At 60.7% G+C, this 23285-nt stretch carries 26 protein-coding genes; 15 read left to right on the top strand and 11 right to left on the bottom strand.

The window, feature by feature from the left end; all coding sequences use genetic code 11:
• Positions 1 to 13: 13 nt before the first annotated feature.
• Both ACP7E0_RS05720 and ACP7E0_RS05715 read right to left on the bottom strand, forming a co-directional pair.
• A complete protein-coding gene (locus tag ACP7E0_RS05720) occupies positions 14 to 664 on the bottom strand; it encodes a sugar transferase (RefSeq protein WP_426123525.1) in 651 nt (216 codons plus the stop codon).
• A gap of 101 nt (positions 665 to 765) precedes the next feature.
• Positions 766 to 1803 (bottom strand): glycosyltransferase family A protein, encoded by a 1038-nt coding sequence (locus ACP7E0_RS05715; RefSeq protein ID WP_426123524.1) that lies wholly within the window; start codon positions 1801 to 1803, stop codon positions 766 to 768.
• A 367-nt stretch (positions 1804 to 2170) separates the two neighbouring features.
• Here ACP7E0_RS05715 and ACP7E0_RS05710 point away from each other — a divergent pair, with 367 nt between their 5' ends.
• A complete protein-coding gene (locus ACP7E0_RS05710; protein ID WP_426123523.1) occupies positions 2171 to 2530 on the top strand; it encodes an ArsR/SmtB family transcription factor in 360 nt (119 codons plus the stop codon).
• 182 nt (positions 2531 to 2712) lie between these two features.
• The gene (gene aztD, locus ACP7E0_RS05705) at positions 2713 to 3942 is read left to right on the top strand and encodes a zinc metallochaperone AztD (protein WP_426123521.1); all 1230 of its coding nucleotides are present in this window, start codon (positions 2713 to 2715) and stop codon (positions 3940 to 3942) included.
• 101 nt (positions 3943 to 4043) lie between these two features.
• On the opposite strand, the gene ACP7E0_RS05700 is transcribed toward aztD, so the two are convergent.
• Together ACP7E0_RS05700 and ACP7E0_RS05695 are read right to left on the bottom strand one after the other, a co-directional pair.
• The gene (locus ACP7E0_RS05700; RefSeq protein WP_426123520.1) at positions 4044 to 6212 is read right to left on the bottom strand and encodes a right-handed parallel beta-helix repeat-containing protein; all 2169 of its coding nucleotides are present in this window, start codon (positions 6210 to 6212) and stop codon (positions 4044 to 4046) included.
• Between the two features lie 171 nt (positions 6213 to 6383).
• Positions 6384 to 7247, bottom strand: coding sequence for a VOC family protein (locus ACP7E0_RS05695; RefSeq protein ID WP_426123519.1), 864 nt, complete (start codon positions 7245 to 7247; stop codon positions 6384 to 6386).
• A 337-nt stretch (positions 7248 to 7584) separates the two neighbouring features.
• Here ACP7E0_RS05695 and ACP7E0_RS05690 point away from each other — a divergent pair, with 337 nt between their 5' ends.
• Positions 7585 to 8010, top strand: a complete 426-nt coding sequence (locus ACP7E0_RS05690; protein WP_426123518.1) for a universal stress protein — start codon at positions 7585 to 7587, stop codon at positions 8008 to 8010.
• A 65-nt stretch (positions 8011 to 8075) separates the two neighbouring features.
• Here ACP7E0_RS05690 and ACP7E0_RS05685 read toward each other — a convergent pair whose 3' ends face one another.
• Both ACP7E0_RS05685 and ACP7E0_RS05680 read right to left on the bottom strand, forming a co-directional pair.
• Complete coding sequence (locus ACP7E0_RS05685) at positions 8076 to 9065, bottom strand: aldo/keto reductase (RefSeq protein WP_426123517.1); 990 nt, start codon at positions 9063 to 9065, stop codon at positions 8076 to 8078.
• A gap of 15 nt (positions 9066 to 9080) precedes the next feature.
• A complete protein-coding gene (locus ACP7E0_RS05680; protein WP_426123515.1) occupies positions 9081 to 9476 on the bottom strand; it encodes a (R)-mandelonitrile lyase in 396 nt (131 codons plus the stop codon).
• A gap of 121 nt (positions 9477 to 9597) precedes the next feature.
• On the opposite strand from ACP7E0_RS05680, the gene ACP7E0_RS05675 reads away from it, so the two are divergent.
• Both ACP7E0_RS05675 and trhA read left to right on the top strand, forming a co-directional pair.
• On the top strand, positions 9598 to 10491 hold the full coding sequence (locus ACP7E0_RS05675) for a LysR family transcriptional regulator (RefSeq protein WP_426123513.1): 894 nt from the start codon (positions 9598 to 9600) through the stop codon (positions 10489 to 10491).
• Between the two features lie 195 nt (positions 10492 to 10686).
• Entirely contained in the window at positions 10687 to 11346 is a 660-nt protein-coding gene (gene trhA, locus ACP7E0_RS05670; protein WP_426123511.1) for a PAQR family membrane homeostasis protein TrhA, read from the top strand.
• 438 nt (positions 11347 to 11784) lie between these two features.
• Here trhA and ACP7E0_RS05665 read toward each other — a convergent pair whose 3' ends face one another.
• The 4 genes from ACP7E0_RS05665 to msrB all read right to left on the bottom strand — a co-directional run bounded on the left by ACP7E0_RS05665 (position 11785) and on the right by msrB (position 14003).
• Positions 11785 to 12144: a DUF4118 domain-containing protein gene (locus tag ACP7E0_RS05665; protein WP_426123510.1), complete on the bottom strand. Its 360-nt coding sequence runs from the start codon at positions 12142 to 12144 to the stop codon at positions 11785 to 11787.
• Between the two features lie 217 nt (positions 12145 to 12361).
• Positions 12362 to 12907 carry an AAA family ATPase gene (locus tag ACP7E0_RS05660; protein ID WP_426123509.1) on the bottom strand — a complete coding sequence of 182 codons (546 nt, stop codon included), beginning with the start codon at positions 12905 to 12907 and terminating at the stop codon, positions 12362 to 12364.
• Between the two features lie 30 nt (positions 12908 to 12937).
• Complete coding sequence (locus ACP7E0_RS05655) at positions 12938 to 13453, bottom strand: hypothetical protein (protein WP_426123507.1); 516 nt, start codon at positions 13451 to 13453, stop codon at positions 12938 to 12940.
• A gap of 142 nt (positions 13454 to 13595) precedes the next feature.
• The gene (gene msrB / locus ACP7E0_RS05650) at positions 13596 to 14003 is read right to left on the bottom strand and encodes a peptide-methionine (R)-S-oxide reductase MsrB (RefSeq protein ID WP_426123506.1); all 408 of its coding nucleotides are present in this window, start codon (positions 14001 to 14003) and stop codon (positions 13596 to 13598) included.
• 260 nt (positions 14004 to 14263) lie between these two features.
• Here msrB and ACP7E0_RS05645 point away from each other — a divergent pair, with 260 nt between their 5' ends.
• From ACP7E0_RS05645 to ACP7E0_RS05600, 10 genes are all read left to right on the top strand, one after another.
• Positions 14264 to 16624 carry a putative monovalent cation/H+ antiporter subunit A gene (locus ACP7E0_RS05645; RefSeq protein ID WP_426123505.1) on the top strand — a complete coding sequence of 787 codons (2361 nt, stop codon included), beginning with the start codon at positions 14264 to 14266 and terminating at the stop codon, positions 16622 to 16624.
• Positions 16621 to 17040 (top strand): Na(+)/H(+) antiporter subunit B, encoded by a 420-nt coding sequence (locus ACP7E0_RS05640; RefSeq protein WP_426123504.1) that lies wholly within the window; start codon positions 16621 to 16623, stop codon positions 17038 to 17040. The genes ACP7E0_RS05645 and ACP7E0_RS05640 overlap by 4 nt, the downstream gene beginning before the upstream one ends.
• Positions 17040 to 17417, top strand: a complete 378-nt coding sequence (locus ACP7E0_RS05635; protein WP_426123502.1) for a Na+/H+ antiporter subunit C — start codon at positions 17040 to 17042, stop codon at positions 17415 to 17417. Before ACP7E0_RS05640 ends, ACP7E0_RS05635 begins: the two co-directional genes overlap by 1 nt.
• A gap of 5 nt (positions 17418 to 17422) precedes the next feature.
• The gene (locus ACP7E0_RS05630; RefSeq protein WP_426123501.1) at positions 17423 to 18982 is read left to right on the top strand and encodes a Na+/H+ antiporter subunit D; all 1560 of its coding nucleotides are present in this window, start codon (positions 17423 to 17425) and stop codon (positions 18980 to 18982) included.
• Positions 18979 to 19455, top strand: a complete 477-nt coding sequence (locus ACP7E0_RS05625; protein ID WP_426123500.1) for a Na+/H+ antiporter subunit E — start codon at positions 18979 to 18981, stop codon at positions 19453 to 19455. Before ACP7E0_RS05630 ends, ACP7E0_RS05625 begins: the two co-directional genes overlap by 4 nt.
• On the top strand, positions 19452 to 19826 hold the full coding sequence (locus ACP7E0_RS05620; protein WP_426123499.1) for a cation:proton antiporter: 375 nt from the start codon (positions 19452 to 19454) through the stop codon (positions 19824 to 19826). The genes ACP7E0_RS05625 and ACP7E0_RS05620 overlap by 4 nt, the downstream gene beginning before the upstream one ends.
• A 17-nt stretch (positions 19827 to 19843) precedes the next feature.
• A complete protein-coding gene (gene mnhG / locus ACP7E0_RS05615; protein WP_426123623.1) occupies positions 19844 to 20188 on the top strand; it encodes a monovalent cation/H(+) antiporter subunit G in 345 nt (114 codons plus the stop codon).
• Between the two features lie 690 nt (positions 20189 to 20878).
• A complete protein-coding gene (locus tag ACP7E0_RS05610) occupies positions 20879 to 21310 on the top strand; it encodes a MucR family transcriptional regulator (protein ID WP_113242894.1) in 432 nt (143 codons plus the stop codon).
• Between the two features lie 305 nt (positions 21311 to 21615).
• Positions 21616 to 22011 (top strand): helix-turn-helix domain-containing protein, encoded by a 396-nt coding sequence (locus ACP7E0_RS05605; protein WP_426123496.1) that lies wholly within the window; start codon positions 21616 to 21618, stop codon positions 22009 to 22011.
• Positions 22004 to 22846: a DUF6456 domain-containing protein gene (locus ACP7E0_RS05600; protein WP_426123494.1), complete on the top strand. Its 843-nt coding sequence runs from the start codon at positions 22004 to 22006 to the stop codon at positions 22844 to 22846. Before ACP7E0_RS05605 ends, ACP7E0_RS05600 begins: the two co-directional genes overlap by 8 nt.
• On the opposite strand, the gene ACP7E0_RS05595 is transcribed toward ACP7E0_RS05600, so the two are convergent.
• Positions 22843 to 23265, bottom strand: a complete 423-nt coding sequence (locus ACP7E0_RS05595; protein WP_426123621.1) for a SufE family protein — start codon at positions 23263 to 23265, stop codon at positions 22843 to 22845. The genes ACP7E0_RS05600 and ACP7E0_RS05595 overlap by 4 nt on opposite strands.
• Between the last annotated feature and the right edge of the window lie 20 nt (positions 23266 to 23285).

Genomic DNA, 23285 nt, shown 5'->3' with positions numbered 1-23285 from the left:
TTGTGAGCGGCCGTTAATGCCGAACAGCGGTGAAGAATTGCCAGATTTCCCTGACATCTGCCGCGAGCGTCCAGTTTTCCGCATACTTCCTGTCGAGTTGCAGGCGGCGGAAATAGTGGGCGTCGGTGCCGCCATCCAGCCGGTAGCCGATCAGGCCCGGACGTGTCTTGATGTAATAGGATGTATTGGATCCGTAGCGCTCGATCTCGCTCATCGTCAGCGGCGAGGGGCCGACGATGCTCATGTCGCCGCGCAGCACGTTGAAAAGCTGGGGCAGCCGGTCGAGGCCCAGTTGCTGGAGAACGGCGCCGAACGGCGGAAGCGAGATGTCCTGTTGATGCCGGGGCGTCGATCCGGTTTGCGCGGTCATCGTCAGGTACTGGGCAAAATCCTGTCCGCCCGAGGCGGAGGCGGCGCGAAACGTCAGGCGCACCAAGGATACACCATCATATCCAATATCTGCGTGGTTATAAAAAATCGATCCGGTCGTTGATAGCTTCACCAGTGCAGCGATCATCAGAATAAGGGGAAGGAAGATCAGTATGATCGAAAGAGAAAGGAAGATATCAATGAGCCTTTTCGTAAACCCGCCGGTTGGCCGGTACTGCAGATTGACGAGATGTATAAACGAATACTTAGCGTTTCTTACCGCGGATGATATCATGACGAACTCGAAATTCTCTGGAGTTCCATAGGGTTCCTTTTGTCTTTCCGGGAAGGGAGCCCGAAAAGACACGGCATGGCGCCGGCAAAACGCGCAGATGCCTAGGCGGCCAGGTCTGCGCTAGGGACGTTTTTTACCGAAGTAACATCCGTCATCACCTTCCTGTTCATCACGAAGAAGGCAAGATTGGCAGGGCTGCGCAGGAGGAAGGCGGGGTAATGCGATACCAGTTTCGTGAAGACCTTGGGGTCCGGAAGGAACCGTTTGGCCGCCCCGCGCAGGATCGCGTAGACATAGGCGCCTTCATACAGTCTCTGCCTGAAGGCGATCGTTTCGATATCCATGGAATAGATGCGGTTGTTGTTGCGCATGTAGTTGTACTGGATGGCAAGGCAGCCCTGGATACTGATCGATTTCGGGCTTTCCCAGGATACATTCGACCAATAAAGGTTGAGGCCTTCGCCACAGCTGACATTCACCCGGACATCTACCGACGTCGCATTGTCGATCGATAGTTCGATCCAGAAGATGTGATCCTCTCCTGCACTTCTCAGGGACGCGTTGAAGCGAAGATCCGGGTTCTTGCGGAAGTTATACACGACCGTGGAGGTTTGCGGCGGGCACTCGCGGATCATCGTCCGCGTCAGTTCGCCGGCTGCAAACACCTTCACCATTTCCGACTGTCCGGTTCCCCGGTTCTGGGTGAGAGCCTGCCATGTCTCGGGCAGACAGCGGAAGTAATCGCCGTAATGTTTGCTTCTGACGTGATTGCAGAAGAAGAAATCGCTCTTTCGGAGGGCGGAAAGCGCCCGTTGGATATGCAAGGGATTCCATATGTCGTCTGAGTCAAGGAAAGAGACAAAATCGATCTCCTCTCCGGTAAGGCTGTTGAGGCCGGTGTTGCGGGCTCCTGCAGGCCCCGAATTGGTCTGCGTGATAATCGTCAGCGAACGGGCGCCCTTGAAGGCAAAGCCATCAAGCTCCTTGCTTGCAGGATGCGGCGAAGCATCATCGACGACGACCACCTTCAAGGTTACGCCAGCGGGCAGCTGCTGTGTCTCTACAGATTCGAGCGCCCTGCGCAGGATTCCGTCTTCCGCCTGATAAAAAGGAATTATGACAGCGATATTGGTCGTCATTTCAAGCCCCACACTCTATTTACTATTAGACTACTACTGGGAGTTGTTGCGTTTATTTTAAATATTACATTGGACAATGAGTTGAAATTAAACAACTTTGTTGTGCATTTGCCTAAATTTGAAGCAAGCATCATGTCAATTTTGTGACAAAATGATGAAATTTTGTCGTCTAGCCCATTAGTAACGCGGTTTTAATCTTATTATTCTGTGAATACACCAGTTGTTGTGGATGAGCAATAGTAGTTGACTCGAATGCGAGCGTGCTTCTTTCACTTACTACATGAGGCTGATGAGAACACAGAGGATTGAGGTGAAGCGCGCAAACCAGGAGAAAGGACGGCTCCGAAAGAGAGCGTCCCCTTTGCCGATGCCCTCCCATATTGAAAATGGCGGCGCGGTGCTGGATGCGATGTCCAACGCCATGCGGCTGATTGCGCTGGACGCGCTGTCGCGGGAGGAGCAATCGGTCGGCCAGGTCGCTCTGATCCTCGGCCTGAGCCAGTCCGCCACCTCCCAGCACCTGCGCATCTTGAAGAAGGCTGGATTGCTGACATCGCGCCGCCGGTCGCAGAGTGTCTTTTATGCGTGCCGGTCCAAGGCGGCGCTCGCCATCCTGCGGGTCATCCTGGAACTGTTTCCGATCATCGAGCTTCCCGTGCAGGAGCCATCCGCAGAGGCCGCAGCAGGCCATCTCCCCAGCATGGACGTCATGGAAACGGCAAGCTGAGATCCTGGAGCGCTTGCCCTTCGTCCGGGTTGACGCCCGTTCAGCGCGAACGCCCGCGGTGCCGCCGCCCCCCTTTGTTCCCCTTGAATATCCGGCCCTGCATTTTCCTGCTGGACAAGGAGGATGTAACTTTATAACAAATTAATTGTAACGTTATTACAAAACAATTGCAAGGAGAACCCATGCCGATCCATCTTGGCAAGCCGATGCAGGCTGCTGTCGCGCTGGCGCTGACGGCGCTGTCCCCCCTTCCGGTGTTCGCCGATGACCACAAGGAAACGTGGCGGCTGTTTGTTGCCGATCACACCCAGCCGGTCGTCCGGGCGCTGGATGCAGCCAGCGGCAACGAACTTGGCCGCTTCGATCTTAGCGGCTATGCCGCGTTGTCGCTCAGCGATAGCGGCAAGACGGTTTTTGCCGTGCAGGGAGACAAGGATGCGGTGCAGATCATATCGACAGGTATCGCGCTTTCCGATCACGGCGAGCATCGCGACATCGAGGTTTCCGACCCAAAACTGCTTGCCGGTACCATTACAGGAAAGAAGCCGGGCCATGTGGTCACCCATGGTGACGATGTGGCTGTTTTCTACGACCGGGGTGGCAAGACCGATCTCTTTCAGGAAGGCGCCTTGATCGACGGCAAGGGGGAGGCGGTGAGCATCGATACGACCGCGCCGCATCATGGCGTGGCGGTGCCGATGGGCAAGCATATCCTTGTCTCCGTGCCGAACATGCAGGCTGAGGTAAAGCCGGACGAGCTGCCGCCACGGCTTGGCCTGCGCATCGTCGACCGGGCAGGCAAGCAGATCGGCGATACCGCCACATGCACGGGCCTGCATGGCGAAGCGTCATCGGCGCGTCTGGTGGCCTTCGGTTGCGCGGAAGGCGTTCTCGTTGCCCGGCCGGATGGGCTCGACGGTCCGAAGCTCGAGATGGTCGCCTATGGCAGCGATCTGCCAGAGGGCAAGGTCTCGACCCTGCTGGGCGGCCGGTCGATGCAGTTCTTTCTCGGCAATTACGGGGAGGACAAGGTGGTGCTGATCGATCCCGACGCTGCAGCACCTTATCGCCTTGTCGAGCTTCCCACCCGCCGTGTCGATTTCATCCTCGATCCCGCCAATGTGCGTAACGCCTATATCCTGACGGAAGATGGCAAGCTGCATGTGCTGGATGTCGTCAGCGGCGAGATCGTCCGGTCTGCCGGCGTCACCGAGCCCTACAGCAAGGACGGTCATTGGCGCGATCCGCGGCCGCGGCTGGCGGTTGCCGGTGATCGCATCGCCATCACCGATCCGCGTCACAGCCTGGTGCGGATGATCGACAGCGAAACCCTCAAGGAAACCGCGACCATTCCGGTCGAGGGCATGCCCTACGCAATTGTCGCCGTGGGCGGCTCGGGTGCGACGCACTAATTGGCGGCAGATTGAAAACGGCGGCACTGGGAAGCCCGGTGCCTGACATGAAAACGGCCCGCACACTCCTTGGAGGTGCGGGCCGTCGTTACCCCTGCCGATTATTTGCAGCGGCTGGCAAAGTTCGTCTGGTCGAGAACACCGCCATTGAACGTCAGAACCTTGCCGGGCGCCTGCGTCAGCGATCCGCCGCTCCACCCGGTGTCGACCTTGCAATTGCTCGGCGTGTTGGTGACGGTGACATTGCCGGTGACGTCGAGCGATGGGCCGGAGAAGTAGAACCCGGCCTTGCCCGCCTTGTCGACCGTGACATTGTTGAACGCAATGTCGCTGACAGGTCCGCCGAGGAACTCGAAGTCGCTGCCATAAACATAGGCACCATAGGTTCCGGCATTGGTGATCGAGACATTGTTGAAGGTGATGCCCGAGACCGGATTTAGGAAGATGCCGGCATTGCGGGTTCCATCAATCATCAAGCCGTTGACATTGACGTTCGTTGTCTTGGAATCGTCCGGCATGCTGCTCGACGTCACCATCATCAGGCCGTTGATGCCGCCCTTCAGCGTCATGTCGGTAATGTTCACGTCTGATGTGCCTTGCAACACGACGAGGTCCATGTCTCGATCCTGCGCCGAATTGTCGATGGTCACATTGTTCAAGTTCACGTCGTTTGCCGCCACGAAAAGCAGCCCTTCACGCCGTGTGCGCGAAATGGTGACATTGTCGAGTACGATATTGCTGGCCGCATGGGTGATAACCGGTGGCCAGCCGCTTTCGTCGATCTCGCTGCCGGAGAACAGGCCGTAGGTCACATTGTCGATATGCGTGTCGGCAATGGTAAGGTTGCTGGTACCGTGCGCGCTGATGGCGGCATAGGGGGCACGGTTCGGGTCGAACACCGAGAACTCGCATTTCGTGCTGTTTTCGCAGATGTAGAGATCGTGAATGCTGCTGTTCTGGATCCATGCGCCATCGACATTGCTCAGGCGAATGCCGTCATGGCTGGTGCCGGAAATGTCGACATTGTCGATGAAGAGATTGCTCGCGCCGGTGCTGCCGATGCCGGCGAGACCGCCGGTGATGATGAGATTCGATACGCTGCTGTTGGACGCCATGGTCAGCACGTCCTGTGCCGGGTTGTAACCGGTCAGCGTGGTGGCCGCACCCTGATTGCGGAACAGGCCTGTGCCGCCGCTGGACGCACCGCGCACGCCGATGACGGTGCCGCCGCCGAGCAGAGCCTGGCCCTTGCCGAGCATCAGCGAGCTGTCGAGACCGATCGTTCCGTCGGCAAGGATGACGGCGTTATCGCCGGCGGCCGTCAGCAACGAGTTGATTGCGGCTGCATTGCCGCTCGCCGCGGAAATATTCACAACCTTGCCGGCGGTTTCGCCGTTGAATTCGAGCACCGCCTCTTCGAGGTCGCCTGTGGCGCCCTGATGGGTCTTGATCACGCCGTTGCGCTCGACGCGCTGGATCAGCGGATCAAACGGATCGGCCGCGGTGCCGGAGGAGGGGGCGCCGAGCGGAATGCGCAACCGCGCCATCGCCGCACCCTTGAGGCGATCCTGATTGTCATAGGTGCCGGAGGCACCGATCGTCACCGTCGAGCCGCCGGGAAGGCCGGGCAGGTCGGCAAAGGAGAGTTCGGCCCGCAATTTTGCGCCAAACATCTCGTCGATGTTCTTGCCGCCGTACCAGTAGCTGCCGGCAAACACCTTAAGCTGCATTTTGTCGTCGGCAGCACCCAAAGGCACCCGCACGCCGGCTTCGATGTCGGCGCCGGTGCGGGTGCGTTCCATACCCTCGCGGAACATCAGCTTGCCGCCGTCGATCTCGCCGCGTCCGGCCCCGTCGATCTCCTTGCCGTTGCCAAGCGGCAGATAGAAGTTCGCCCGGGTCTCGAAGACCGGCCCCAGCGCTTCGGCACCGAGGGAAAGCTGGTGGAATGAATTGTCGAGCGAGCTGTTCAGGTAGTCGTAATAGCCATAGGCACCGAGAACCCAGCCATTGTCCTGGCGGACGCGATAGCCTGCGCCGATCGAGCCGCGCTGGACGCCGCCCTGGATGAACGACCCTTGTGTATCGATGAAGATCGCACTGCCCGAATCAAGCAGGATGGGCAGGAAGAAGCCGGCGCCGGCGCTCGAATCATCACTGCGCCATGTACCGTCGATTTCGGCAAACGGGCGCCATTCGGCGGCGCGCACGGCTTGCGGCGCAAGGCTGGTAACGGCCAGTGCATATACAAGAATTCTCTTATTTTTCAAAATACTAACCCCTAGACTTCGTTCGCTTGAAGCGGAACATCCGGGCATTAGAATAGTGGATATAAATAGTCAACTTTAAGCGGCGAAGTGGTACAAAGCGCCGCAGGCAGCCTGTTGAAAACTCGATAGAGGGGTCATGCGCGCGGCCTTTTTGGCAGCGCGCAAGGCACTTTAACCTACCAGTTTCAGGCCGATCCCCCAGGGGTCGATCAGCGAGACGGTGTCGCCATTGCGCGTCACCGGGATCTCCAGTTCGTCGAGCTTGGCGACGGCGTTCTGCAGCTTGGCCGGATCGTTGAAGTGCACGGTGTAGTCCGACAGGCCGGTCATGTTGGCCTGCCGCTTTGGCGCGCCGCGCGAATTCCACATGTTGGCGCCGACATGGTGGTGGTACTTGCCCGAGGCAAAGAAGCTGGCGCCGGGATAGCTGGCCATCAGATCAAGCCCGAGCACATCGCCGAAGAAGGCATTGGCCTGCGGGATATCGGAAACCTGCAGATGGATATGGCCGATCGCCGTGCCGCCGGCCATGCCATTCCACTTGTCCTTCGGGGCTTCATCATAGAGCGCCTGCAGGTCGAGCGGCAGCGTCGCCATCTTCACCATGCCGTCCTGCAGATAGTTCCATTCCTCGCGCGGCCGGTCGCGATAGACCTCGATGCCGTTGCCTTCAGGGTCGCCGAGATAGATGGCCTCCGAGACCAGATGGTCGGAAGCGCCCTGAAGCGGCACGTTGTTCTGGGCGATATGGGCAAGCCAGCGGCCAAGCTCGGTACGGCCGGGCACGAGGAAAGCGGTGTGGAACAGGCCCGGCGCATTCTGCGGCGCGATTGCAGCATTTCCCTGCGTCGTCAAGGTCAGAAGCGGGCGGCCGGCAACGCCGAGCGTTTCGCCGCTCGCGGTCTTTTCGATCGGCGAAAGCCCCATGATCGTCTGGTACCAGGCAGACACCATCGGCAGGTCGCGCACGATAAGATGCGAATGATCGACATAGGCGGGCATGCGGACGGCGTGGTCTTCGGCTTGAACGGTCATGGACGTGCTTCCTGCCTTGGCTGTGGGGACGGTGCCTCCGGTGACCAGGGCCGTGGCCGAAAACTTCATGAACGTGCGTCTGTCGAAGCTGGCCACTGGTCCTGTCCCGTCTGATCGTGTTGCTGGACTATATGACGCGCGCGCGGCGTTCACGGAAGATGCTGAGTTGAGGATGTACTGTTCTCACCCTGTTGACAATCGCCTGCGACCGTATGGCGGGTTGTGACTTTTGCCGCAGCACACCTATATTGAATCCATCCGCGCAATGCGACGCAAAGGTTGGCCGTCAGCGGCCATCACGCGCTGCGCTCGCTGCGGCGAACCCGAGGAGACAGTCATGTATTCGAGAATTATCGTGCCGATCGCCATGGATCATCTGGAGCACGGCGAGAAGGTTGTGGAGCGCGCCAAGTCGCTGGTCGACGAGGGCGGCGAGATCATCCTTCTCAACGTCGTCGAGGATCTGAACGCCTATGCCCAGGGCTATATGATCGTCGATTTCCCGCTGGAACTGATCGAGGCGTCGCGTGACCATGCCAAGAAGACGCTGACCGGCCTTATGGAAAAACATGGGGTGACGAACGGCCGCGTCGAAATCCGCATCGGCGGTGCCGCCGGCGTCATCAACAATTTTGCCGAGGAAGCGGAAGGCGACCTGGTGATCATCGCCTCGCACCGGCCGGGCCTGATCGATTATTTCATCGGCTCGACCGCCAGCCGCGTCGCCAGCCATTGCAAATGTGCGGTGCTGATCGACCGCTAGGTGGCCCGCTCTCGGTCCCGAAGTAGCGGCGGCAGCCTTGCCGGACTGCCGCCTGTGGTCTCCTTTTAGCGGTTGATCCGCGCCTGATGCTCGGCCGAATAGCGAGCACCTTGAATCGCCACCGTCGAGACCGCCTTCTCGATGGCAGCGAGATCGTCTGCCGACAGGATGACAGCGGCAGCGCCGATGTTTTCCTCTAGCCGGTTCAGCTTGGTGGTGCCGGGGATCGGCACGATCCAGGGCTTTTGTGCGAGCAGCCAGGCGAGCGCGATTTGCGCCGGGGTCACTTGCTTGGCTGTCGCGATCTCGCCCAGCAGGTCGACCAGCACCTGATTGGCCTTGCGCGCTTCGGTGGAGAAGCGCGGCACGGTGTTGCGGAAGTCTTTATCGTCGAACGTGGTCTGCGCGTTGATCGCACCGGTGAGGAACCCCTTGCCGAGCGGGCTGAAGGGCACGAATCCGATGCCCAGTTCTTCCAGCACCGGTAGAATGTCGCTCTCCGGCTCACGCCACCACAGCGAATACTCGCTCTGCAACGCCGCCACCGGCTGAACCGCATGGGCGCGGCGGATGGTCTGGGCGCCTGCCTCGGACAGGCCGAAATGCTTGACCTTGCCTTCGGCAATCAGGTCCTTGACCGTTCCGGCGACGTCCTCGATCGGCACGGCGGGATCGACGCGATGCTGGTAGAACAGGTCGATGACATCGGTGTTCAGCCGCTTCAGTGCCGCCTCGGCAACAGCACGGATATGCTGCGGCCGGCTGTTCATGCCGCTCTGCCCGCCTTCAGCATTGAAGTCGAAGCCGAACTTCGTGGCGATGACAACCTTGTCGCGGAAGGGGGCCAGCGCCTCGCCAAGCAGCTCCTCGTTCTTGTAGGGACCATAGGCTTCGGCGCTGTCGAAGAAGGTGACGCCGCACTCGAATGCGGTGCGGATCAGCGTGATGGCCTGCTGCTTTTCGGTGGCCGGGCCGTAGCCGAAGCTCAAGCCCATGCAGCCGAGACCGATGGCCGAGACTTCAAGGCCGCTGTTTCCAAGTGTGCGTTTCTGCATTGTGATCGCTCCTGATTATGCCTGATACTGTTCGTCGGTGACGTGTTCCATCCAGTCGACGACCTTGCCATCCAGCGCTTCGGCAATGGCGACATGGGTCATGGCGGTGGCCGGTGATGCGCCGTGCCAGTGTTTTTCGCCCGGTTCGAACCAGATGATATCGCCCGGCCGAATCTCCTCGATCGGGCCGCCAAGGCGCTGGACGCGGCCAAAACCGGAGAGGACAAGCAGCGTCTGGCCGAGCGGATGGGTATGCCATGCGGTGCGGGCGCCCGGCTCGAACGTCACGGTCGCGCCACCGATGCGGGCGGGTGCCGTCCCCTGAAACGGCGCGTCGATGCGAACTGTTCCGGTGAAATAGTCTGCGGGTCCCTTGGCGGAGGGGGCCGAGCCGTTGCGCTTGATGTTCATCAGATGTCCTTTCCGAACAGGCCGGCCAATCGTGTGGCTGGTGATGATCCAGTATTTAGCGCGTGCGATTACCCGCGATTAGGTGTTAAGACGCGCTGAGCCTCATGAGGAGAATTCATGAATGCCGCGCCAGCCCATCCATGATCTCGCCGCCTTCATCGCGGTGGCCCGCGAACAGAGCTTTACCAAGGCGGCCGCTAGGCTCGGCGTTTCGCAATCGGCGCTCAGCCACACGATCACCGGGCTGGAAAAGCGGCTCGGCCTGCGCCTGCTCAGCCGCAATACCCGCAGCGTCTCGCCGACGCCGGCCGGTGCCCAGCTGCTCGATACGGTCGGCCCGCGCATGGACGAGATCGAAAGCGAGTTGGCGGCGCTCAGCGAATTCCGCGACAAGCCGGCCGGCACCATCCGCATCACCGCAGGCGAACATGCGGCTGAAGCGGTACTGTGGCCAGCGCTTGCAAAACTGCTGCCGGATTATCCCGACATCAATGCCGAGGTCATCGTCGACTATGGCCTGACGGATATCGTTGCCAAGCGTTATGATGCCGGCGTCCGGTTGGGCGAGCAGGTGGCAAAAGACATGATCGCGGTCCGGATCGCCCCCGACATGCGCATGGCGGTGGTCGGCTCTCCGGCGTATTTCGAACATCGTCCAAGGCCAATGGTGCCGCATGACCTGACAGAGCATTCCTGCATTAACATGCGCCTGCCGACCTATGGCGGTATATATGTCTGGGAGTTCGAAAAGGATGGGCATGAGCTGCGGGTGCGGGTCGAGGGGCGGCTGGTCTTTAACAATATCGCGCTTCGGGTGAATGCGGGGCTCGAAGGGCTTGGACTGACCTATCTGCCGGAAGACGTGGTCCAGGCGCACATTGCCGACGGCCGGTTGATCCGGGTTCTCGATGACTGTTGCCTGCCGTTTTCCGGCTATCATCTGTATTATCCCAGCCGCAAACAGTCGTCGGCGGCGTTTGCCCTGTTGGTAAACGCGCTTCGTTATCGCCCGTGATGGCCGGGCAAAATGTCCCCCCGTCGCAATTTTTGATCCTTTCGCGCTGTTTCGGCCCGAAACCCTGTGTCAGATTGTTGCAGCTGCCGGGCTTGCCGGACGCCCCGGTTGACGGCAAACTGCGATGGCGGTTTGCGTAAGGGCAGGGGCCGTCGCTGCAAGGCGCCGGACCGAAATGAATGTTGAGAGGCTGACGTGGAAATCAAGGGCATCAAGTGGAACTACGATCGCTCCGAGCTGATCGCCGATGGCGTTGTCCACGGTGTCGGACTTGCCTTCGCGCTGATCGGCGTCACCGCGATGATCTTCTACGCCAGCGTCTGGAGCACGTCCGGCCAGCTGGTTGCCGCCTGGATCTATGGCGCCGGGCTGGTGGCGACGTTGTCGATTTCCTTCCTCTACAATCTCTATCCGGTGTCGCAGACCAAGTGGTTCCTGCGCCGTTTCGATCACTCGTCGATCTACATCCTGATCGCCGCCACCTATACGCCCTTCCTGCAGCGCGGCTGGGACGATCCGTATCTGTTCGGCATGCTGATCGGCATCTGGTCGATCGCCCTTGTCGGCGTCTTGATCAAATGCGTCTTTCCCGGCCGCTTCGACAAGGTGGCGATCCTGCTTTACCTCGCCATGGGATGGAGCGGCGTTTTTGCCGCCGGCCCGCTGTTGTCGCAGCTGACGGAAACGACGATGATTCTCATCCTGGCCGGCGGCGTCATCTATTCCCTGGGGGTGATTTTTCACGTCTGGGAAAAGCTGCGCTTCCAGAACGCCATCTGGCACGGCTTCGTCGTCACCGCCGCTGCCGTGCATTATTCGGCGGTTCTCACCTGCATCAGCAGCGCTTCGAGCTGATAGCTCTGCAGTTTGCGGCCTGCCTAACCCACTTGTGGAGCGCTGCGCGCGGCCCGCAGATGCCGGTTATCGAGCGCCAGGCCCAAAATACGCTCTATGATATCGACAGACGTATCAGGGGACAAAGGCCGCCGGTCGGGCGCAAATGCGATCCCGATGACGGGCATCTTCGCCCGCCGCAGTCGTCACAGGCCAGAAATCAAACCGTGAGGCCACAGCCGGGTAGATCCCCGCACGCGCCACAGATCCCATCACAAGCGAAGAACGCGCTGCGTCAAGATCGGCCGGCTGAAGTTCCAGCCCGCCGGTGTTGTTGACCGAGACAACGTCATTCCCGTTCATAGGATCACCACAGCGGGGACGTCGAACAGTGCCCCAAGTGTCCTGGAGGCAATGGAAACGGCAGCTTTCGTGTCGCCGGCCGCCCCGATATCACGGCTATAGTCTTGCAACAGGGTGACCTGTTTCATCGGGAGTGCCGCGTCCGTCGCCCCTGCGCCGCGAGGTGTAGGCAATCGTGCTGACGATCAGTCCGACGAAAAAGAGTAGCCCGATTGCCCAGATATTGGCCGGATCATTGACGGCCAGCGAGTAGCGCGGCTCGGTCAGGAAGAAGTTGTAGGCGAGCGCGCCCAGGATTGCCGAGCAGACGGAGGCGCCCAGCCCGGAAACGCCGGCGATAATCACCGGTATGACGAAAACGAGCGAGACGTTCGGGATGCTCATGCCGCTATCGATACCGATTGCGACGACCGTTGCGGCGGCAGTCATGAGGACCGACGCAAAATAGCCCGTCAAGGCCGGGGCTTGCGATGGGGTCTCTACCAGAAACGAATCGTCAGCCCGGAGGGGTGTGATCTTGCCATTGTTCAACTCCCGCCAATGTTATGCGGTCCTGCCGCCAGAGCGGCGGACGCAGCTGCGATAGACGCAACGATTATACACACAGTGCAATTCGGGGGTGAGTGAAACGTGAGGTGAATTCCGCCAGAGTTAAGGATCTGGCGGCAATATCCTACAGCGCCGGTTCGTCACCCGCGAGCGTCTGCAAGACAAAATCCGCCCGTTCGGCGACGCCGGTCTTCGGGAGAATGCAGATGTCATAGCCTAGCAGGCTGTAGGCTTCCAGAAGCCGGTCATATTCCGCCACCGCCGCATCAAGGCCGTGCCGCCGCTGAGGATCGGTTACATAAATCTCCGGCCATGGCGGCACAAGGAAAAGCCGTTTGTGATAACGATGCGCCTGACAGAACTTTGCCAATGCCGGTTCACCGGTAACGTGTTCCAGCGCTGCGGCGGCATCGACCAGCCCTCTGTCGAAGAACACCCAGCCCTCGTATCTGCCGGCATCATCCCGATCCTGAAGCGCCATCGCGACGGCGCGGCGGGCAAAGGCGGTCATGTCGATCCAGGGCAGGGCAGATCCATTGCCCTTCGTCTCGTCTTTGACAATGCGCCGGCCCGGCTCCTCGACAACGGCATATCCACGATCGGAAAGCGCTGCAAGCAAGGTTGACTTGCCGCCGCCTGAGCAGCCTGAAATCACCACGAAACGGCTCATAAAATTCTCTCTGTTGCGGACCGCGTCCTTTTAGTTCGGCGCAGCGGCTGGTGCTGATGTCGGCGCCTGATAGCGTCCCGTCGCGGGGCGCAGGGACTTCACCATGCGGCCGACGAGGCCGTTGTAAGCCTTCAGCGCTTTGCGCGGATATATCAGCTGAAAATAGGCAGCGCTTCCGTCGCACAAAGCGACGGCGCGGGAATAGAGAATATCGGCCCCCCTTGCGCCGGAATAGCTTGCCCATCCCGGCGTTACTTTCTCATAGGTGATCTGCCAGCCTTTTTGATTGTCCCAGACGATGCGCTGGCGGATATCGGCGGCAAAGGCGCCGTCCTCGACAAAAGCGCCGAAAATCAACAGCCTGGTGCCGTCCTTTGATTCAAACGTTGCGCCGTCGCCATTGTCGCTTTCCTGCGTCAGCTTGAATCCGGGCGGCACTTCGGCGCTATAGTCGAAGCGCGGGTTTGCATAGCTGGTCCAGCCGTCCGACGCCCAAACGGGGATTGCGGTGAAAAGGCTTGTGATCAGCAAGAGTGTGTATTTCAAGACTGTCTCCCCATCCGCAGCATAAACGCTGTAAACCTTAAAGCGGAACGTAGCAGACCTCGCTTATATTCGCGGCGTCTTATGGGACGGTGCGAGTCGCCGGTTCTGTCGTTCTGATGCGCGATATCTGCTGACGACAAACTCATCCCGGCTCAAACGTCAACGCAACACCGTTCATGCAATACCGCAAGCCAGTCGGCGGCGGGCCATCGGGAAAGACATGGCCGAGATGGGCGTCGCAGTCGGCGCAGCGAATTTCCGTCCGGCTCAGGCCATAGGAAACGTCGTGATGCTCCGTCACCGCGTCCATGGAGATTGGCTCGAAAAAACTCGGCCACCCCGTTCCGGAATCAAATTTCGTCTGCGAACGATAGAGCGGCCGGTTGCAGCAGACGCAGTGGTAGATGCCTGTCTTGCCCAGTTCGAAATCCGGGCTTGAAAAGGCGCGCTCGGTGCCGTGCTCACGGGTGATCCGGTATTGATCCGGGGTCAGCAGTTCCCGCCATTCCGCGTCGGTCTTTTCGACTATCAGGGTGTTTTTCGCGTTCATGGGCCTCTCCGTGACATTATGGCACAGGAGATAGGACGAACTGCGGCTGCGGCAATTGCTGTCACGGGACTGACGATAAAATTGGCGTCGGGATGTTGTTGGCGTTTTGCCGGCCGCAACTGGGGAAGAGGGCCTGTATATCCCGCCGTAACCTTGAGTTTATCCCTCGCTTGCCTTATTCCCGACGGTAGAGACTGCGGCATTTTCCGCCGCCGTTCCCGCTTTTCGGCCCCCCATTTACGAAAGGAACCTGTTGACCCATGAATGTCACCGACCTGACATTTCTGGCCCTCTGCCTTCCTTTCCTGGGCGCGCTCGTCGCACCCTTGCTGACACGAATGCTTGGCCACAATGCCGCCTGGGTGCTGGCCCTCATACCGGCGGCGATCTTCGTTCATTTTGCTGGTTTTGCGGCTGAGATCGCCCAGGGCACAGCCGTCACCGGCGGCTACACGTGGGTCCCGTCCTTCAACGTGCGGTTTTCCTGGCTGATCGACGGCCTGTCGCTGAGCTTCATCCTGCTGATCTCGGGCATTGGTGCGCTGATCGTGCTCTATGCCGGTGGATACCTCAAGGGCCATCCGCATCAGGGCCGATTCTTTTCGTTCCTGTTGATGTTCATGGGATCGATGCTGGGCCTGGTCGCCTCCGACAGCTTCCTGATGCTGTTCGTCTTTTGGGAACTGACCTCGATCACCTCGTTCCTCCTGATCGGCTTTGATCATCACCGCGAGGCCGCGCGCCGTGCCGCGTTTCAGGCGCTGGTCGTCACCGGCGGCGGCGGGCTGTTCCTGCTCGCCGGCCTGATCGTTTTGTGGCAGATTTCCGGCGTCACCCAGTTCTCGGCTTTGTCGTCGCTTGGTCCGTTGGTCAAGGCGAGCCCGCTTTATCTGGCGGCGCTCGTGCTGGTGCTGGGCGGTGCCTTCACCAAGTCGGCGCAGTTTCCGTTCCATTTCTGGCTGCCGAACGCGATGGAAGCGCCGACCCCGGTCTCGGCCTATCTGCATTCGGCCACCATGGTTAAGGCGGGCGTCTATCTGTTGATGCGGCTCAATCCGGTGCTGGGCGGCACGCCGGAATGGCAGCTCATCCTGCCGGTATTCGGTGCCGCCACGCTCCTCATCGGCGCGCTTCTCGCCGTGCGCCAGACCGACCTCAAGCTGATGCTCGCCTATACGACGATGTCGTCGCTCGGCCTTCTGGTGATGCTCACCGGTTTCGGTGCGCCCTATGCGATAGAGGCGGCGGTGCTCTATCTCGTTGCGCATTCGCTGTTCAAGGGCGCGCTGTTCATGGTGGCGGGTATCATCGATCATGAGGCCGGCACGCGCGACGTCACCCGGCTTGGCGGGCTGCGTTCGGCAATGCCGCTGACCTTTGCGATTGCGCTCGCTGCTGCCATCTCGATGGGCGGCCTGCCGCCATTCTTCGGTTTTCTGGCCAAGGAGGAGGTCTATGCGGCCCTCTCGGCCTTCGGCCCCCGGTCGATCACCTTTGCGGCGCTCGTGATTATCGGCAACGCGCTGATGTTCGCCGTCGCTTTTGCCGTTGCGCTGAAGCCATTCGCCGGAAAGCGGGTCGCAACCCCGAAGCATGCCCATGAAGCGCCGCTTGTGCTGTGGCTCGGGCCCGGCATACTGGCGCTTGCAGGACTTGCAGCCGCGTTCCTGTCCGGCACTGTCCATGCGTTGATCTCGTCGCCGATGGCATCGGCCATCGCCGGCGAAGCACGCACCGTCACCATGTCTCTCGAGCCGCATATCGGCGTACCGCTTGCCTTGTCGGCATGCACTGTCGTCATTGGTATTGCCCTTTACATCGGCCTTGCGCAGGTGAGGGCGGGCGTTGCCTCATGTCTCGCCTGGATCGGCTGGGGGCCGGACCGCGGCTTCGATCAGGCCATCCGCGGTCTGATCGGCCTGTCCTCTACTGTGACCCGGCGGCTGCAGAATGGCAGGCTGGATACCTATATGACGGCGACCTTCGTGATGGTGGCGATCGTCCTTCTCGTGCCGCCGTTCCTGTTCGGCGAACTGGCGCTGGCACCGGTATTTCCGTCCATTCCGCTGCACGAACTGGCTATCATGATCATTGCCATGATCGGCCTGTTTGCCGTGGTTCTGGCCAAGGACCGGCTGACGGCAATCGCGTCGCTCGGCATCCAGGGCTTTTCCGTCGCGGTCATCTTCCTGCTCTACGGCGCGCCGGATCTGGCCTTCACTCAGTTCATGATCGAAACGCTGGCGGTGGTCATCCTGGCGCTGGTGATGACGCGGCTCAGGCTGTCGCCGACCGATCACCGGCCGTTCCGCGAAACCCTGCCGGATGCGGCAATCGCCATTGCCTGTGGGCTGGGTGCCGGGCTGCTGTTACTCAAGGTGACGCAAGTGCCGTTCGATACGGCGCTTTCGGATTTCTTCGCCCGATATTCGAAAACCGTCGCCCACGGTGCCAATATCGTCAACGTCATCATCGTCGACTTCCGCGGCACCGATACGCTGGGCGAGATTGCCGTGGTGATGATTGCCGGGCTGGCCGTCCTGTCGCTGGTGCGCCTGCGGGCAGGCGCGATGCGCCGCATCGCCGATAACGATCCGGATGCGGAGGAAGGTGGCCGATGAAATCGCTGATCTTCCGCACCATCGCCCCGGTGATCGTCAGCGTCATGGTGCTGTTTTCGATCTTCGTACTGTTGCGCGGCCATAACGAGCCGGGCGGCGGCTTCATCGGCGGCCTGATCGCCGTTGCCGCCCTGTCGATCTACGGCATTGCCTTCGGCGTCGAGACGGTTCGGCGGGCCATCGTCTTTCACCCATTGTCGGTCGCCGGTGCCGGGCTGCTTTTGGCGACGCTGTCCGGCCTGTTGTCGGTGGTCTTCCACGTGCCGTTCATGACCGGGCTCTGGGTCTATCCCGTGGTTTTCGGGCAGGAGATCCCGCTGTCGAGCGTCATGACCTTCGATATCGGCGTCTATCTGGTCGTCGTCGGCGCGGTCACCTCCATTGCCCTGTCGCTTGAGGAAAGGGGAGAAGACTGATGGAACCCGTTTTTGCCGTTCTGACCGGCATCTTCCTCACTGTGGCCGTCTACTTGCTGTTGTCGAAACTCATCATCCGCATGCTGCTCGGCGTCGCCATCCTCGGCAATGCAGTCAACCTGCTGATCTTCACCAGCGGCCGCATCATGCGCGAGGTGCCCCCAGTGATCGGGGCAGGGCTCGATGTACCCGCCGGTGCGACCGCCAATCCGTTGCCGCAGGCGCTGATCCTGACGGCGATCGTCATTTCCTTCTCGTTCTTCGCCTTCCTTTTGGTGCTGTCCTGGCGCGCCTATAGCGTTCTGGGAACGGACAACACCGATGCTATGCGCGTGGCTGAGCCGGACGACGTCCAGCCGCCACCGCTTGGATACTGACAGATATGGCCGCTTCCACGTCTCCCGCCGATCTCTCCGCAGCCCTGGTTCTTCAGCCGGTGGCGGCGCTCGACTGGCTGGTGATCCTGCCGGTCGCCTGGTGCCTTGCCATCGGCGCTATTCTGCTGATGATCCGCCACAAGAGTTTGGCGCAGCCGTTGGTCGCGGTTTCGGGGCTTGCAGTTCTCGTCGGGCTCGACGCGACGCTTCTCTGGCATGTCGCCCAAAGCGGACCGGTGACGATGGTCATGGGCCGCTGGCTGCCGCCGTTCGGCATCGCGTTCACGGTCGATCTCACCGGGGCGCTGTTTGCGCTGACATCAGCCGTGGTGGCGCTGATTGGCGCGGTCGCCGCCATCGACGACATCAATGCCAGCGGCAGGCGCTACGGCTTCTATCCCTTCCTGATGCTGTTGATGGCGGGCGTCAGCGGCGCGTTTCTGACCGGCGACGTCTTCAACCTCTATGTCTGGTTCGAGGTGCTGTTGATCTCGTCCTTCGGCCTTTTGGTGCTGGGATCCGAACGCGAGCAGATCGACGGGGCGGTGAAATACGGCTTCCTCAATCTCGTCGCCACCACGCTCTTCCTGATCACCACCGGGTATCTCTACGGCATCTTCGGCACGCTCAACATGGCCGATATCGCGGCCAAGGCGCCCGGCCTGCAGATGACGGCGCCGCTGGTGACGCTGACGGCGCTCTTCATCCTCGCCTTCGCGATGAAGGCGGCGGCATTCCCGGTGAATTTCTGGCTGCCCGCCTCCTATCACACGCCGCGTATCGTCGTGTCGGCGCTGTTTGCCGGCCTGCTGACTAAGGTCGGCATCTATGCCCTGATTCGCATCTGCATCATGCTGTTTCCGGCAGAGCGTGAGCAGCTAAGCCTTGTGCTGGCAATTGTTGCGGCGCTGACGATGCTGACCGGTTCGCTCGGCGCTCTGGCGCAGAGCGACACCCGCCGCCTGCTCGGTTACCTCGTCATCTCCGGCATCGGCGCCATGCTTGCCGGTATCGCCATCGGCGGGGCAGACGCGATCGGCGGGGTGATCTTCTATGCGGTGCATTCGATGCTGGTGATGACGGCGCTCTATCTGGCCGTCGGTGTCGCAGCCCGGTTGAGTGGCGGGTTTTCGCTGACTGCCGCTGGTGGGCTCTATCGTCGCCACCTGCTGTTCACGGCGCTGTCGTTGATGCTGTTTTTCTCGGTGTCCGGCTTGCCGCCATTTTCCGGCTTCTGGCCGAAGGTCATGCTGGTCAAGGCCGCCATCGACGGCGGTGTTTCCTGGTTGGCGGGCATCCTGCTCTTGTCCGGCTTCCTCACCATGATCGCCACCGGCCGGGTCTTCCTTCTGGCCTATTGGCGCCCGGCGGATGCCCAGCCGGCGGCAATATCGCAGCCTCTGGCGATAACCGCCCTGCTGCCGATCCTGGTCCTGACGGTATCAAGCGTTCTCATCGGGCTGTTTCCCGAAACTCTGCTGAACCTCGTCCAGCAGGCCGCTTCGACGCTCAACGAGCCGTCCGCCTATCTCCAATCCGTCTTCCCGGCGGGAGGTGCGCCATGACATTCCTCGCCGTCAACCTGCTATTGATGCTGACCTGGACGGCCGTGTCCGGCAGTTTTACCGTTCACAACCTGCTGCTCGGCTTTGCCGTCGGCGCGCTATCGATCTGGCTGGTGCGCGAACAGTTTGCCGTGGCACGCCACCGTGTCCGCCCCGTCAAACTGCTGTTGCTTGTCGCGCTGTTCTTCAAGGAACTGTCGCTGTCGGCCATCAAGGTGGCGATCCTGGTGGTTCGGCCGAACATGCGGTTGCGGCCGGGCATTTTTGCCTTTCCGCTGTCGCTGACCCGGGATTTCGAAATCACCCTGCTGGCCAATCTGATTACGCTGACGCCGGGCACCCTGTCGGTCGATGTTTCCGAAGACCGCAGGACGCTTTATGTCCACGCGCTCGATTGCCATGATCCGGCGGCGGAAAAGCGGGCAATTTCCAACGGCTTCGAGCGCCGCATCCGGGAGGCCTTTCCGCTATGAGCGCCGCCGCCATCCTGTCCACTTCTATCTATTTCGCGCTGGCTGCCCTGTCGCTCGGCCTGTTGCTGACGGTGGTGCGGATCCTGCGCGGGCCGACCTTGCCTGACCGGGTCCTCGGCCTCGACATGCTGGTGGCGATCGCCATCGGCCTCATCGCCGTCCTTGCCATCAAGAGCGGCTTCAATCTCTATATCGACATCGCCATTGCGCTGAGCCTCGTCGGATTCCTGGCAACCGTCGCCTTTGCCCGGTTCATCCTGGCGCGTGGCCTGTCGCCGGAAAAGGACAAGGGGGCAGGGCGCCCGCAGCCTGCAGCGCAGAAGGTCAAGCGCGGCAAGCCTGTACGCCGCACTAAGAAGGGAGCCCGGTAATGGCAAGTGATCCCAACATGCTGACCGCGCTCGCTGTCAGTGCGCTGCTGGTGATCGGCTCGCTGTTCAGCGTGCTGGCGGCCCTTGGGCTGCTGCGCTTCCCCGATCTCTATACGCGCATGCATGCAGCTTCCAAGGCCGGCACGATCGGCTCCGGCCTGCTGCTGCTCGCCGCCGGTATCCACGCGATGGATATCGCCATCCTGTTGCGCGCCCTTGCCGGATTTGCCTTCTTCGTGCTGACGGCGCCGCTTTCTGCCCACCTGTTGGCCAAGGCCGCGCATCAGGCCGGGTACCGGCTGACCAATCTGTCCGTGACCGACCAGATGCCGCAGGCCGGTCCAAAATCCGGCAACATTTAAACCTGCCGAAAGCCGGGCAGGTTCTCTGAATAAGGTGCGTGGAGCAGAACCGCGGGATTGTGGTGCGCTTTGCAGGCTGCCGCCTTTAATCGAACGCATTCTGACGCAAAGCATGCGGCCGGGCGAATCGCGTCAAGCGATGCCCGCTTTATCGCCTGGGCCGCCTGAACTGCTGAGTAGAGCACAAGACGATCACGGCTTGGCATTCTTACTGGTGAAGACAATGTGGTTAACGGCAAGTAAACCCGTCTTTACTTCCAGAGCGGCGCGGCTCTGCGGCAAAATGTATCGTAATGTTTCCGTATATGCGCCACTGTGCAGCGCATTTGAAGATCAATAGGCTAATTCTCGCATAAATTATGATTGGACTTTTGCTCGATCAGTGTTAATCGAGTAAAGGCAAAGTGTCCATTTCCATATTACTTCGTTCTGAAATTCCAGCATGGGTTGTGATTATTGGTTGTTGCTTTGAGGCGCAGGGTTGTCCCGGCGCTTTGGTGACGGATTCCAATCCCTGGGAATTGGGAGTATTATGAGGTTTGTCGTGGTTTTCTGTCGTTGCCAGGCGCAAAACGCATCTGGCCCGGTGGGAAATCGTGATTTTGGGCACTTTCTCAAGATGGTTTAGCTGTGCCCGGGATAAACCCGTCGCGGGCATGTTTGAAGTGATTCCGATAGGAGAAAGAAAAAATGACGGATCTACCGCTTGGCTCGGGCCACGATCTACTGGTTGAATTGACCGCCGAGATCGTCGCTGCCTATGTCAGCAATCATGTCGTCCCGGTCGCCGAACTTTCAACGCTGATCGGTGATGTCCATGCTGCGCTGAACAATACGAGCAGCCCGGCACCGGTCGCCGTTGTGATCGAAAAGCCGAAGCCTGCCGTTTCGGTGCGCAAGTCGGTTCAGGACGACCAGATCACCTGTTTGGAATGCGGCGGCACGTTCAAGTCGCTGAAGCGCCACCTGATGACCCATCACACGCTGTCGCCGGAAGAGTATCGCGAGAAGTGGGATCTGCCGTCGGACTATCCGATGGTCGCACCGGCCTATGCCGAAGCGCGCTCACGCCTCGCCAAGGAAATGGGCCTCGGCCAGCGCCGCAAGCGCCGCGTCAAGTAATCTGCACGCTTATGCGACGAGACTTCCAAGCCGGTCTGGCTCCCACAGACCGGCTTATTTGTACTTGGGGCAAACACAGAAAAACTGAACGAGGAAAATATACCTATATTTTCCTCGAAAAAACCTGAGAATCGTTAAGAAAACAACGGATGGTTGCAGGCAGTTGCTTTCTTTCATCCCCGCAATTGCACTAGGGTGTATGAATTAATTCCTATCTAAGGGAGTAAGCCATGCACCTGAGCAATTCACCTTATCCGCCCCCGTCTCAGAAACAGTCCCTGCCGGTGCTCGGCGGGAGGGGGGGAATGGGCCGGCATGCCATCTTGCCGCCGGGGACCGGGACGCTAGCCGATCCATGGGGGCCGGTCCTAGCTGTTGCCGCCCACCACAGATGCCGCCTTGTGCGGCAGGTGACAGCGGAGATGGTTATGCTGGTCGGCGAGCGCGTGCCGCTGCGCCGCGACCGTCGCCGCACCAGTTGCCATGTCCGGCAGATTTCCATGTATGTCTGCCATGTCGTGCTGCAGATTTCGCTGACCGATATCGGCTATTCCTTCGGGCGTGATCGCACGACCGTCAGCCATGCCTGCAATGTCGTCGAGGACCGGCGCGACGATCAGGCCTTCGACGATTTCATCGCCGCGCTGGAGCGTGTCGTCACCTGCTTCTTCGGTGCGCCGGGAGGGCGGGACCATGCGTGAGGCAGCACCCTGCGCCCGCACGGCGCAAAAAAACCTCGTCCGTTTCGTCCGTGCCGTCGTCACGCATGCTCCGGTGAGGCTGGAGCCCGGCGCGGCGGCAGACACGCTCGTTCTGCACGGCAAGGGGCCGCAGGCAGGCAAGCCGCCGCGCCCGGTCGCGGGATCGACGGTCAGGCAGGCGCTTTCCCTCGGACTGCTGCGCCTTGACGGCTCTGTCATCCGGCCAACGGCACAGGCGCTGCCTTTCCTGCGCCGCGCCCTTGTCGGCGCCCCGGACGCGTATCAGGAACAGCACCGCGACATCGAAACCGCAACCGTTGCCGTCGAGGGCGTCCGTCAGGCCGTTCGGGTCAATCACCTGGAATCACCGCTGGGCGCCGCCGCCCGGCTGAAGGAAAAATCCGGCCAGTCTTTCCTGCCTGAGGAGGCGATCGCGGCGGGGGAGAGGCTGCATGCCGATTTCGCCCGGGCGCATCTGCAGCCACGGTTGACCATGTCCTACGAGCCACGCTTGTCGACGAAGACCAAGGGGGCCGCCGGCGGCGCTGCGGATATCAGCGATTCGGCCATGTCTGCACGGTTTCGCGTCGGCAAGGCGATGGAGGCGATCGGGCCGGAACTCTGCGGTGTGGCGCTGGATGTCTGCTGCTTCCAGAAGGGGCTGGAAATCGTCGAGCGGGAGCGGCAATGGCCGGCGCGTTCGGCCAAGCTGATGCTGCGCACCGCCTTGATGGCGCTCGCCCGCCATTACGCGCCACCACCCGCGGATGCGCGCAGGAGCCATGCCTGGGGTGCGGAGGGTTACCGGCCGGAGGCTGGCGATCTGGGCCTTTAGGCGATAAGCTGGCGGGCAGCCTCGTCCTTGATGCGCTTGATCATCGACCGCAATCCGTTGGCGCGTTGCGCCGTCAGGTATTCGATCAGGCCCATACGGCCGAACAGGTCGATGGCATCGGTCTTGATGATATCGGAGGCGTGCTGCCCGGAAAAGATCGACAGCACGATGGCGACAAGACCGCGCACGATATGCGCATCCGATTCGCCCTCGAAGGTCAGGATCGGATCGCTTGCCGCAGGGCTGGCATGGGTGACCAGCCAGACCTGGCTGGCGCAGCCCTGCACCTTGTTCTCGGATGTGCGCTTGTCTTCCGGCATTTCCGGCAGCTTGCGGCCGAGTTCGATGACATAGCTCATCCGGTCCTGCCAATCGTCCAGATAGGCGCAATTGTCGATGATCTCGGCAAGCGGGGTGATCGGCGATGTATTCGTCTGGT

This window comes from Pararhizobium sp. PWRC1-1, assembly GCF_049897905.1.
GTDB lineage: Bacteria > Pseudomonadota > Alphaproteobacteria > Rhizobiales > Rhizobiaceae > Pararhizobium.
The sequence above is the reverse complement of the archived record's forward strand: the minus strand, read 5'-3'. Positions and strand labels throughout refer to the sequence as shown.